Annotated in this window: 17 protein-coding genes; 7 read left to right on the top strand and 10 right to left on the bottom strand. The window is 60.6% G+C overall.

Features of this window, described 5'->3' with window-relative positions; all coding sequences use genetic code 11:
* Positions 1-126 precede the first annotated feature (126 nt).
* Positions 127-588, top strand: coding sequence for a phosphotransferase system, HPr-related protein (locus ACF8R4_RS17045; RefSeq protein WP_392492988.1), 462 nt, complete (start codon positions 127-129; stop codon positions 586-588).
* Positions 585-815 carry a metallothionein gene (locus ACF8R4_RS17040; RefSeq protein WP_082426428.1) on the top strand — a complete coding sequence of 77 codons (231 nt, stop codon included), beginning with the start codon at positions 585-587 and terminating at the stop codon, positions 813-815. Before ACF8R4_RS17045 ends, ACF8R4_RS17040 begins: the two co-directional genes overlap by 4 nt.
* A gap of 97 nt (positions 816-912) precedes the next feature.
* Here the strand turns inward: ACF8R4_RS17040 and ACF8R4_RS17035 are convergent, their stop codons facing one another.
* The 5 genes from ACF8R4_RS17035 to ACF8R4_RS17015 are packed head-to-tail and all read right to left on the bottom strand — an operon-like array spanning position 913 to position 5217.
* Positions 913-1341, bottom strand: coding sequence for a hypothetical protein (locus tag ACF8R4_RS17035; protein ID WP_156866729.1), 429 nt, complete (start codon positions 1339-1341; stop codon positions 913-915).
* Positions 1342-1368: 27 nt separating this feature from the next.
* Positions 1369-2328, bottom strand: a complete 960-nt coding sequence (locus tag ACF8R4_RS17030) for a lysylphosphatidylglycerol synthase domain-containing protein (protein WP_392493091.1) — start codon at positions 2326-2328, stop codon at positions 1369-1371.
* A complete protein-coding gene (gene clsB, locus ACF8R4_RS17025) occupies positions 2328-3530 on the bottom strand; it encodes a cardiolipin synthase ClsB (RefSeq protein ID WP_392492987.1) in 1203 nt (400 codons plus the stop codon). Before clsB ends, ACF8R4_RS17030 begins: the two co-directional genes overlap by 1 nt.
* Positions 3527-4300: an endonuclease/exonuclease/phosphatase family protein gene (locus ACF8R4_RS17020; protein WP_060500077.1), complete on the bottom strand. Its 774-nt coding sequence runs from the start codon at positions 4298-4300 to the stop codon at positions 3527-3529. Before ACF8R4_RS17020 ends, clsB begins: the two co-directional genes overlap by 4 nt.
* Positions 4297-5217 (bottom strand): DUF72 domain-containing protein, encoded by a 921-nt coding sequence (locus ACF8R4_RS17015; RefSeq protein WP_104834905.1) that lies wholly within the window; start codon positions 5215-5217, stop codon positions 4297-4299. Before ACF8R4_RS17015 ends, ACF8R4_RS17020 begins: the two co-directional genes overlap by 4 nt.
* Positions 5218-5382: 165 nt before the next feature.
* Between ACF8R4_RS17015 and ACF8R4_RS17010 the strand changes: the two genes are divergently transcribed.
* A complete protein-coding gene (locus tag ACF8R4_RS17010) occupies positions 5383-5763 on the top strand; it encodes a low affinity iron permease family protein (protein ID WP_060500079.1) in 381 nt (126 codons plus the stop codon).
* A 91-nt stretch (positions 5764-5854) separates the two neighbouring features.
* Positions 5855-6019: a DUF6021 family protein gene (locus ACF8R4_RS17005; protein WP_392493089.1), complete on the top strand. Its 165-nt coding sequence runs from the start codon at positions 5855-5857 to the stop codon at positions 6017-6019.
* Between the two features lie 153 nt (positions 6020-6172).
* Here the strand turns inward: ACF8R4_RS17005 and ACF8R4_RS17000 are convergent, their stop codons facing one another.
* Positions 6173-6712: a type 1 glutamine amidotransferase domain-containing protein gene (locus ACF8R4_RS17000; protein ID WP_156866726.1), complete on the bottom strand. Its 540-nt coding sequence runs from the start codon at positions 6710-6712 to the stop codon at positions 6173-6175.
* Between the two features lie 166 nt (positions 6713-6878).
* On the opposite strand from ACF8R4_RS17000, the gene ACF8R4_RS16995 reads away from it, so the two are divergent.
* Together ACF8R4_RS16995 and xth are read left to right on the top strand one after the other, a co-directional pair.
* Complete coding sequence (locus ACF8R4_RS16995; RefSeq protein WP_392492986.1) at positions 6879-7121, top strand: hypothetical protein; 243 nt, start codon at positions 6879-6881, stop codon at positions 7119-7121.
* Entirely contained in the window at positions 7118-7915 is a 798-nt protein-coding gene (gene xth / locus ACF8R4_RS16990) for an exodeoxyribonuclease III (RefSeq protein WP_060500082.1), read from the top strand. The genes ACF8R4_RS16995 and xth overlap by 4 nt, the downstream gene beginning before the upstream one ends.
* 46 nt (positions 7916-7961) lie before the next feature.
* On the opposite strand, the gene ACF8R4_RS16985 is transcribed toward xth, so the two are convergent.
* From ACF8R4_RS16985 to ACF8R4_RS16970, 4 genes are all read right to left on the bottom strand, one after another.
* On the bottom strand, positions 7962-8210 hold the full coding sequence (locus ACF8R4_RS16985) for a hypothetical protein (protein WP_392492985.1): 249 nt from the start codon (positions 8208-8210) through the stop codon (positions 7962-7964).
* Between the two features lie 78 nt (positions 8211-8288).
* Positions 8289-8753 carry a hemerythrin domain-containing protein gene (locus tag ACF8R4_RS16980; protein WP_392492984.1) on the bottom strand — a complete coding sequence of 155 codons (465 nt, stop codon included), beginning with the start codon at positions 8751-8753 and terminating at the stop codon, positions 8289-8291.
* Positions 8754-9086: 333 nt separating this feature from the next.
* A complete protein-coding gene (locus ACF8R4_RS16975; RefSeq protein ID WP_016486342.1) occupies positions 9087-9320 on the bottom strand; it encodes a PLDc N-terminal domain-containing protein in 234 nt (77 codons plus the stop codon).
* A 13-nt stretch (positions 9321-9333) separates the two neighbouring features.
* Complete coding sequence (locus tag ACF8R4_RS16970) at positions 9334-10536, bottom strand: zinc-dependent alcohol dehydrogenase (RefSeq protein ID WP_392492983.1); 1203 nt, start codon at positions 10534-10536, stop codon at positions 9334-9336.
* 312 nt (positions 10537-10848) lie between these two features.
* On the opposite strand from ACF8R4_RS16970, the gene ACF8R4_RS16965 reads away from it, so the two are divergent.
* Entirely contained in the window at positions 10849-11229 is a 381-nt protein-coding gene (locus ACF8R4_RS16965) for an NUDIX hydrolase (RefSeq protein WP_223624746.1), read from the top strand.
* Positions 11230-11239: the final 10 nt, after the last annotated feature.

Raw genomic sequence — 11239 nt, 5'->3', positions numbered from 1 at the left:
CAGGATTGGGAGGTGGCGGCGCAGCGAGGAGTTCAAAAAAAGCGAGGGTCCGGGGCTGACAGAAACTCTGAATCATTTGCCGTCGGCGAGAGTCGACCGAGTGAAGCCCACTAACGGAGAACGTTCATGTCCACACCCGATGAACCAAGACCGCCCATTGAGATCGATGACACCGAGGACCGCATGGGCAGCGTCCACGAGCTGGATTTCAGCGAACGCCGCGATGAACGCCAGGGACGAATTGGCGACGAGCGTTCGGCGCGGGAGGTCGCCGAGGACTATCCGCCCCGGCGTGTCGCCGAAAGCGGGATGACCGGCGGCGAGGCGCTGAGTGACAGCCTGCAAGAGGACAATGTCACCCTCGATGACCTGAGCCCCGATACGCTGCTCGATGAGACCGGTGCCCGCGATCCGGATGAGCCTGGCAGCGGCGGCCCGGCGGACAAGACTTTGCGCCAGGTGGAGGCCCACGAGATCGGTGGTGGTTTCGGCCTGGACGAGGCCGAACTGGCCCGCTCCGCGCCGCTGGACGGCGAGCCGTGGACCGATGACGTGGTACCCGATGACGAAGGGAGAGAGCCGAGATGAACGAGCAACGCTGTTCCTGCACCCATTGTTCTTGCACCGTGGAGGCCAATGCTGTGGTTCAGGATGGTAAAGTCTATTGCTGCGAAGCCTGCGCGACGGGCCATCGTAACGGCGAGCCCTGTCGTATGAGCGACTGCAAGTGTGGTGAGTTGGCGGAGTCGAAAGAGTCCAATGTCGATAATGCGCTGGAGGAAACATTCCCGGCGAGCGATCCGATTTCGCCATAACGCCCAGTGGCTGACAGATGTGAGACGGGAGAGCGACAGGACGACGTTCAGATCATGCGGAAACTCACCCGTCACGCATCTGGTTTGAGTTACGCCCTCAATGGGTCTGCCAGACACCGTTATTGCGGTCGCAATCGCTACGTGCCTGGCCCAGGCCAGGGGTGTCGTAGTAGTAAGTGATGATCCGCGCATCCTTGGGTAGTGCAGGGCGGGTGGCAGGCTCATCACGCCCAGCGGCATCGGGGTTGGCCAGTGTCTCTTGCGTCAGTGGCGCGATACAGCTGCCAACGCTGCCGTTGGGGCAACGCTCCACTCGACGCTTCTGGCTGTTCAACATCTCCTTGCTTTCGTTGCTGCACGACCAGGCAATCGCCTCAGCGGGCATGTTGCCGTAGCTGTAACAGGTGTGTTGCTGCACCGGTTTGACCGCCTCGCTGGATGAGCGGGTGACCACGTCGCAACCTTCGGCCAACACCTGCCCGCTGCTCAGGGTGCCCAGCATTGCCATGTACAGAGCGAATCGCATGATATACCTCCCGTGCACCAGGCCCTGTCAGCGCTTGTCGAGGGCTGCCCCGGCCTGTCTGCGCAGGGCCTTGGCACGCTTTTCGAGGATCAGGTAGGTCACCACCGCCAATAGCAGCGGGATCAGGTAGTACAACGTCCGATAGCCGAGCAGTGCGGCCACCAGGGGGCCTTGGCCTAGCTGGCCGTGGAGCAGCGCCAGGAATACGGCTTCCAGGACGCCGAGCCCGGCAGGGATGTGAGCGACCACCCCGGCAACGCAACTGATCAGCAACACACCCAGCACCGAGGGATAGAACAGCTCAGGGGGCAACAGCAGGTGAATCAGCGCTGCCATCAACGCCCAGTTGCTTGCGCCCAGCGCCACCTGGCAGAGCGCCATACGCGGGCTCGGCAGGGTGACTTCGTGCCCGCGCAGCGCCCACGTGCGCCGCGTGGCGAAGGCACAGGCGCACAGGTAAGCCAACGCTATCGCCACCATCAATACGCCGATCAGGCGCAGGCCGGTGGCACCCACCGCCCAGCTTTCCGGCAGTTTCACAAAGCCCAGGGCGAATACCGTGCCGGCCAGCAGCAGGTAGCCCATCCAGTTGGTCAGCAGCCCCAAGGTGAGGATGCGGGTGATGGTCGGGGTATCCAGACCCAGCCGGCTGTACAGGCGATAACGCAGGGCCACGCCACCGACCCAGGTGGTGAAGTTGAGGTTGAACGCATAGCAGACGAATGCTACCGGCAATACCTGGCGAGCCGGCAGGCGGTGGCCAGTGTAGGCGCGGGCGAGCAGGTCGTAGCTGGCGAATACCAGGTAGCTGCACAGGGCCAGCAGCAACCCCAAGGCCAGGGTCGAGGGCCGGTATGCCAGCAGCGACTGGCGGACTTCGTTCCAGTCCAGGTTACGCGCCAGGGTGAACAGCAGTACCGGTATCAACACCAGGAACAGCACGGTCAGCAAGCGTTTGCCCCAGGTCTTCCAGCGTGAAGTGGCCATCATGTCTTGCCCCCTTGGTAGTCGGCCGGGGCCTCGCCGCCGGCTTGCAGCGACTGCAGGCGCTGCCGGTGCGCCGGAAACCAGCCGGCGATCCGCGGGAAATAGCGCGTGATGTGAAAGCCCAGAAAGATCAGCGGGGCACGCCACCAATAGCCGCGGATCATACGCTCCAGCGTAACGGTCTTGCAGTGCTCCCGGCTCAGTTCGGTCAAGTGCTGGTACAGTTGTTCATTGAAGGCGGGGTCGCGAATCAGCAGGTTGGCCTCAAGGTTGAACGACAGACTCAGTGGGTCGAGGTTGCTTGAGCCTACGGTGGACCAGTCGTTGTCCACCAACGCAACCTTGCCATGAAGCGGCCGCTGGCAGTACTCATGGATGCGCACGTTGTCGCGCAACAGGTAGTTGTAGAGCAGCCGCGAGAGCGCGCGTACCCAGCGCATGTCCGGTTGCCCCTGGAGGATCAGCGTCACCTCGACCCCGCGCCGGGCGGCGTTGCGCAGTTCGCGCAGCAAGCGGTAGCCCGGGAAGAAGTAGGCGTTGGCCACGACGATACGATGCCTTGCTTCACGGAAAACCTGCAGGTAGCAGGCTTCGATATCGTTGCGATGGTGCTGGTTGTCGCGCTCCACCAGCACGGCGCTCGTCGGGCCTGAAGCGATGCCGCCCGGCTGAACCCTGCTGGCGGCATCCAGCACCGGTGCGAGCATGCGGCAGGAAGAAGCATGCACCTGGGCCACTACCGGGCCGACGACCTCCACGGCGTAGTCCTGCTTGGCCTGGGGGCCGAAGTCGCCCAGGTGGTCGGCACTGTAATTGATGCCGCCGATGAAGGCGCGTTGCCCGTCGATCACCAGGATCTTGCGGTGCAAGCGGCGAAACAGGTTGGTGCGCATGCCCACCAGCCGGGGTTGCGGATCGAACGAATGGAAACGCACCCCGGCCTCGGTCATCGACGAGATGAACTCGTCAGGCAGGTCGGCGGTGCCGTAGCCGTCCACCGCCACCTCGACCCGCACCCCGCGCCGCGCGGCATCGATCAGGGCCTGGCGCAGTGGCTGGCCGACTTTGTCGTCGTAGATGATGAAGGTTTCCAGGAGGATTTCCTCGCGTGCCTGAGCCATGGCCTCGAATACGCGGGGGTAATACTGCTCGCCGTTTATCAGCAACTCGACCCGGTTGCCGTCGCACCAAGACAGCTTCATAGCGTCACCTGCGCCACCAGCGGGGCATGGTCGGAGAGGTGGGACCAGGGGTATCTGGACAACACCCGTGCTTCGCAAGCTTGAGCGTTACGCAGGTAGATGCGGTCCAGCCGCAGTATCGGCAAGCGCGCGGGAAAGCTGCGTGCCGGCTTGCCGAAAGCCTCCACCAAGTGGCCCGACAGCCTCGCATCTGCTTTCAGGCGCCAATCGTTGAAGTCGCCGGCGACGATGACCGGCTCATCCGGCGGCAGGCTGTCCAGCAATGCCAGCAGCAGGTTGACCTGACGCTGACGATGCTCCTCACGCAGGCCCAGGTGTACGCAGACGGTGTGCACCTGTTCATGGCCCGGCACTTGCAGCTGGCAATGCAGCAGGCCCCGTTCTTCGTTGCCATGGACCGAAACATCCAGGTTGTCATGGGCACGGATGGGGAACTTGGACAGCAGTGCGTTGCCATGGTCGCCATGGGGGTACACCGCATTGCGGCCATAGGCGAACTGCGGCCACATGCTGTCGGCGAGGAATTCGTACTGGGGTGTCTGTGGCCACTTGGGATGGCGCTCGGCATGGTGTTGATGACTGCCATGCACCTCCTGAAGAAACACCAGGTCAGCGCCGGTCGAGCGTACCGCATCGCGCAGCTCCGGCAAAATGAAGCGGCGGTTGAACAGGGTGAAGCCTTTATGCACGTTGAGGGTCAGTACCGTCAGGCGATGTACGGCGGTGACCTTGTCGATGATGCAGCGGGGGGCGGGCAGTGTCGGGTTCATAGCGGCTCCTGCGGCTCGACGCCTGGTTCGGTCACCAGCTCGCCGTCAAGGCCTAGCTTGTCCAGCAGGCGGCGGGCATCGTAGGGGGCGTGGACTTTCTGGTCGTTGTCGAAGTAGCAGTAGACGTCACGGGAGGTGCGTATTGCCGGGGCGCGGCTCACCACACGCTGAGCATCCTCAGGCTGGCTACCCGCCGCCCAGGCCTGGATGCGCAGGCGCCAGCGGCGCAGCGCCCTGGCCGTGTAGCCGCTGCTGTAAAGTTCGACATCGCCATGCAGGCGCAGGTACACGAAATCGGCCGTGACCTCTTCGACATAGGGCCATTTGCCGGCGCTGTCGGCGACCACCAGGGCAACCTTGTGTTTGCGTAGCAGGTTGATGAAGGTGTCGCAGAGGAAGCTGGGGTGGCGGATTTCCACGGCGTGGCGCAGGCGCGCATTACCCCGTACGGCCGTGCCGCCGTTGCCTTGCAGGCGTTCGGCGGCGTGGCGCGCAAGGCTGCGGGCGGCTTTGCGGTCGCGTGGCAGCTTGGCCAGAAAATCGCTGAAGCGCTGCGCGTCGAATTTCAGGTTCGGGGGAAACTGCCACAGGAAGGGGCCCAGCTTGTCACCCAGCAGCAAGGGGCCTGATGCGAAGAAATTGGCAAGCGCCTCGTCGATTTCGCGCAGCCTGCGTACGTGGGTGATGTAGCGCGGCGCCTTGACCGAGAACACGAACCCCGCCGGTGTCTGGTCACGCCACTTGCCATAGCGCTCGGGCGTTTGCAGTGCGTAGAACGAACCGTTGATTTCGATGCTGTTGACTGCCCGCGAGGCAAACGCCAGTTCGTCGTCCTGGCGCAGCCCCTCGGGGTAGAAGTCCTTGCGCCATGGGCCATAGCGCCAACCGGAAATTCCGATGCGAATCTCGCTCACCATAAGTCCCTGCGCTCCCGTATGTAACAGTAGCGACAGGTGCCGGGACAGGATTGTTCAGTGCGATTGACGAGCGGATGGCCATGCAAAAAGGGAACTTTACTGGTGTTGCAATCCTCCACCGGATGCCTGGGTTCCACTGAGGTACACCATGAAGGAGGCTCAGCCATGAAGTTCGATCGGTTTGCACAATGGCTAGCCAACCATACCGGGCGGCCGTTGACCTTCGTTATTGCCTTGATGCTGATCATTGCCTGGGGCGTAAGCGGGCCCTTGTTTCATTTCAACGACACCTGGCAGTTGGTCATCAATACGTCGACCACGATCATCACGTTCCTGATGGTCTTCCTGATCCAGAATACCCAGAACCGTGATAGCGACGAGTTGCACATCAAACTTGACGAACTGTTGCGCACTACGCAGCGGGCGCACAAGGCGTTGCTCGACCTTGAAGATATGGGGCCAGCTGAACTCCATGCGCTTCGAAAGCGATACCAGCAACTGGGGGAGCATGACGAAGCGGAGCCAGACAGGGAGGACTCTCATTGACGTGTTCAAGATCAAACCATGGCGTTGTTCAGACAGGGGCAAGGCCGTGACGGTGAACAAACCACACTTCTCACACTTCGGAGAGCAGATGATGAACAAACCCGACGATCAGCGGCAGAAAGGCCCCCATTCTTCCGATCATGCAACGACTGATCAGGACCTGGCGTTCGATCCGGACTCTCCGGACCTGGATGACCCTCAAGTGGACCCGCAGGGCCCCGCGAAACCACCCAGGGACGTGGAAAAGAAAGCGTAAGCCTGACTACCGTGGACGAATGACTGCCGCACCTGCATCCATCTGTTGCCGCGGCTCGTCTTCCACAGTTCGACATGCTTGCCATGCCGGGGCAAACGGCGTGGGCTTGCTGAACTGGCAAACCCGTTGTTTGCCAGTTCATGGGCCAGGCAGCTAGCCAGCAAGGGCTTTGATCAATTGCTCGCTGAAGGCGGGGATATCATCCGGCTTGCGGCTGGTGATCAGGTTGCCGTCCACTACTACCTCTTCATCGACCCAGTCACCACCTGCATTGCGGATATCATCCTGCAATGTCTTGTAACTGGTCATCCGTTTGCCCTTGGCCAGTCCACTCGACACCAGCAGCCAGGCGCCGTGGCAGATCACCGCCAGCGGCTTGCTGGCCGAGTTGTGGCTTTTCACCAGTTTCTGGGCGCCAGGTATCAGGCGGATGGTGTCGGAATTCTGTACCCCACCCGGTAGCACGATGGCATCGTAAAGGTCGAGGTGGGCACTGTCGAACGTCGCGTCCACCGCAAACTCGTCGGCCGGCTTGTCATGGTTCCAGCCGCGGACAGTGCCCTCCTTGTCACTCAGGATGTCGATCACGGCCCCGTTTTTCTGCAAGGCTTCACGGGGTGCGGTCAACTCCACTTGTTCGAAGCCATCGGTGACCAAAAAGGCTACGCGCTTGCCACTCAGTTTTGCACTCATCGTTCTATCTCCGTTTTCGCCAAGTGTGCATGTGGGACGTCTCGGAAGGGGTGAGAAGTTCCAATGCACTGCTTCAGCGGTAGGGAGGCTGACCGGCTGACCGTTGCAGTTGAACATTGCGCGGGGCCTGGGCTCTCATTAGCAGGGAAAGAACGAGGCGGCCGTCATGAGCATCGAACGCAGCATTCCTGAACTTGAAGCCTGGTACGCGCAGTACGACGACATCAGCTACCGGCGCGAATCGCCGGATGCCTACCACCACGAACTGTTTCGCACCGCCGAGGCGCTGCGAGACGACGGCGCGATTGACTGGGATGACTGGCTGGCGCTGAAGGCACTGGCCGACGAGGCACATATCCGGGCACTGGAAGATGCCGTACAGGCTCACGTGAGCGACCCAGACGCATGAAAGCGCTGAAGATCGCCACCTTCAATATCAATGGCATCCGCAGTCGCCTGCCCGCGCTGTTGGCTTGGCTGGAGCGGGAGCAACCGGACATTGCCTGCTTGCAGGAGTTGAAGGCGGCCGATCAGCAGTTTCCTCGTCAGGCCATCGAAGCGGCAGGTTATGGTTGCCTCTACCAAGGGCAACCCTCCTGGAATGGCGTGGCGATCCTGGCGCGCGATAGCGAGCCGCTGGAGGTACGTCGCGGGCTGCCCGGCATGCAGGACGATCAGCAGAGCCGATATCTGGAAGCTGCGGTGCACGGTGTATTGGTGAGCTGCCTTTACCTGCCCAATGGCAACCCGCAGCCCGGCCCCAAGTTCGATTACAAACTGCGCTGGTTCGAGTGCCTGATCAAGCATGCCCAAACACTGCAGGGCGGTAGCCATCCTGCGGTGTTGGCGGGCGATTTCAATGTTGTGCCCACCGATCTGGACATCTATAACCCGCGCTCATGGCTCAAGGACGCGCTGCTGCAACCTGAATCGCGGGCGTGTTTCCAGCAGTTGCTGGCGCAGGGCTGGGTGGATGCTGTTCGTCATCTGTATCCCGAGCAGCGCATCTACACGTTCTGGGACTATTTTCGCAATCATTGGGCGCGCAATGCCGGGCTGCGCATTGATTTTCTGCTGCTCAACCCCAGTCTCAGCCCTTACCTGAAGCGGGCGGGCGTGGATGCCTGGGTGCGAAACGAAGCCAAGGCCAGTGATCATGCGCCGGTCTGGATCCAATTGAGCGGGCGTCGCCAGCAATGCTAGACGGGGCACAACCTTCCGCTTATCCCTGCCAATAGCACAAGTGTGGTCACGCCGTCGCTTCCAGTTGTGTGTTTTTTCGCCAGCCTCGCAGGTTCATGGCACAGAGGCAGAATTGCAGGATGATCAATGCCCAGGCTTCTGCTTGCCAGCTCCAGACGGCCCACAACACGTTGCTTGCGATAAAACAACTGAAACCTGCTTTCCTCCGCCCCGGACGGCGCGAACCGATGCACCACGCTGCCAGCACGGTCATCAACATCGCAGGCCATTCAAGTAACCCGATCCAATATTCCATGCCACCTTCCGACTGATGATGGAGTATCTGAAGCTGATCACCTGCCAGCGTCCTGGGCGCTGGCAGGTGATCGCTTGACTAAGCCGCTCGCTGCTCGCCCTTGAGCATCTTTTTCTGCATTTCCATGGCTTGCCCAAGCTCCTTGAGGGTGTCCTTGCCGAGCAGCTTCTTCGCAGTGGGGAACAGTTCGCCTTCCTCTTCCTCAATGTGATGCTCCAGCAACTCTTTCATGACCTTGACCCGCCCGGAGAATTCGACGGTGCCAGTTTCGGTATGCAGGAGGTCGGGCAGGACGAGGGCGTCGACCGTGCGGTGTTCTTCCTTGGCCTCGTAGTACATCTTCGCTTCTTCCTTGCCACCCGCTTGCTTGATGGCTGGGTAGAGTATTTCTTCCTCGAGCGCGGTATGGATCTGCAACTCCTGCTCGATCCTACGGAGTAACTCGGCCCGTTTCTTCACTGCGCGCTCGGTAGTGGTCGACAGCTCTTCGAGCAGCTTCTTCACGAGCTTGTGGTCTTGGATCAGTAAGTCGATAGCGTTCATGGCGTTACCTCATCACGGATTAAATCAAGCACTTGTTTGAGATTGAGTACACGCAGAAAGAAACGGTTCAATGCTTAAGATGGCTGGCATCCCCCTCAGGCGCGCTCGCCGCCCTCGTTACGCAGACCGCCTCTAGCTATCCCTGCGCCGTGAATGTGTGAGTGTGAAACCCACCGTCGACATCCCTCCTGCCGTTCGGAGGCTCAAAGAGGTTCCCCGATGAGGAAACTGATGAGCGCGCTCCACGTTTTGCACGCGATAGCGTTCGCCTGATTTCATGCCTGTCGCTTGATCGATCATGTTGAAAACCCCTGTAAGTGGAGTTCGGAAATGTCAGCCTTTGCTGTGCTCGTCGGAAGTGGGCCCTGTCCCTCGCTTGATGCCGCGCGGGCCAGCAACGCCCCAGATTCCCAGGCCAACCACCGGCAACGCGAGGATCAACAGGGCCCAGGCCGCTTTGACTGCATCTGACTTGTCGCTTCTGAAGACGCTGACGATGGCCCAAAGATCGATGAGCAAGAGGATTGCCGCCACGGCAATCCAGAAGTAGCTGGCGAGACCGTTCATGACTTCGCCTCCTCTATACGTAGTCAGGACCCAAGGTGCCGGGTGCAGCGCCTGGCACGAGGATAACCTTGCGGCAGTTGTCCTGCTTCTGATCGAACATCTCGTAGCCCATTGCTGCTTCTTCGAGGGCGAGGCGGTGAGTGACGATCAATTCCGGTTGTAGACGTCCTGCTTCGATGTGTTCCAGCAGTTCACGCAAGTATTTCTGGACATGGGTCTGGCCCATCTTGAAGGTAAGGCCCTTGTCGAACGCATCGCCGAACATGAACCCGTGAATGAAGCCCGCGTACACACCTGGCACACTCACGACGCCGCCGCGACGCACGGCAGCAATGCTTTGACGCAATGCTTTGCCACTGCTGCCTTCAATCTTCAGGGCCGTCATCACCGTTTCGGCAGTGCTGCCCTTGGCTTCGAAACCGACCGCGTCGATCACCGCATCGACCCCGCGCATGCCTGGCGTCTGACGGATGATGCTGTCTGCGGGATCATCGTCCTGCTCGAAGTTGATGGGCACAACACCGTAAGCTTGCTGGGCATACGCCAGGCGGTAATCGCTGTCATCGACCATGAAAATGGTCTGCGCACCGAGCATTCGCGCACAGGCGGCACTCAGCAAGCCTACTGGACCGGCGCCGTAGACCGCCAACGTTGAACCTGGGCCAATCTCGGCGTTGATGACTGCCTGCCAAGCTGTCGGCAGGATGTCCGAGAGAAACAGTACCTTGTCATCGGCCAGCTCGGTGGGCACTTTGAACGGGCCGACGTTACCCTTGGGAACCCTGACGTAGTCAGCCTGGCCACCAGGAATACCGCCATAGAGATGGCTGTACCCGAACAGCGCGGCGCCTGGGGGAATGCCCTTCTTGTTGATGATCGAGCCCCGCCCCGTGTTGGTGGTTTCGCAGGCCGCAAACAGGTCGCGCTGGCAAAAGAAGCAGCCACCACATGCGATCACAAAAGGGATCACCACGCGGTCGCCGATCTGGAGATTGGTGACTGCATTCCCGGCGTCCTCGACGATGCCCATGAACTCATGGCCAAAGATATCGCCCGCTTCGGTCTCTGGAATTTTGCCTCGATAGAGGTGCAAATCGGAGCCGCAAATGGCGGTGGCAGTCACCTTGAGGATGATGTCGTCTTCTCGCTCGATGACAGGATCAGGAACGTTGTCGACCCTGACGTCCTTTGCTCCGTGGTAGGTCAGTGCTCTCATGAAAGTCAGCTCCTGCAGCCGCGTATTTCCGTTATCGGTATGCAGGGGAAGCCATGGCGGACAGTAAAGTTCAGACCAACACGTCAGGCGGTACTGATTTGCTGCTTACCCCAAAACTACGCGAGACGACAGAACACTAGAGAAGTCCGGACCGGGTTGTCCCGAACCGGGGCCAGGCAGGCGTTTATCGGGATTTAACTTGAACGTTGCCACCGTTATGTCGGTCATGTAACGGACACACGGACGATTTACGCTCGGCAAGGACCCTGCCGGATCCCGACCCGCCAACTTCAAGGGCAGCGCATGAAGGCAATGGACACTGCAACAGCGAAACGCAAAGGCATCAAGCTGCGCGCTACCATCATCTACCGCAAGGAGGGTGAGGTTTTGTTCGTTCGCAAGCGCAAGGCCAAGTGGAACCTGCCGGGTGGCCGTGTCGAGCGAGACGAAACGCCGCTTGAGGCGGCTATGCGGGAGATGGCCGAGGAAACCGGCCTCGCGTTCGACGAGCTTCGTTACCTCACGATGTACCGGGAGGACAAGGTCATCCATTATCTGTTCGAAGCCCGAAAGGCCGACGATAAGCCACGCCCCCGAAACGAGATCGAGGCTTGCCGTTGGATCAAGGCGAGCGACGTGTCCAAGCGCCGAGTAAGGCGCCCCATAAAGACCCTCCTGAAACGCTGCGCCTGATCACCTCACG

This window comes from Pseudomonas sp. FYR_2, from assembly GCF_043106425.1.
Classification (GTDB): domain Bacteria; phylum Pseudomonadota; class Gammaproteobacteria; order Pseudomonadales; family Pseudomonadaceae; genus Aquipseudomonas; species Aquipseudomonas monteilii.
The sequence above is the reverse complement of the archived record's forward strand: the minus strand, read 5'-3'. Positions and strand labels throughout refer to the sequence as shown.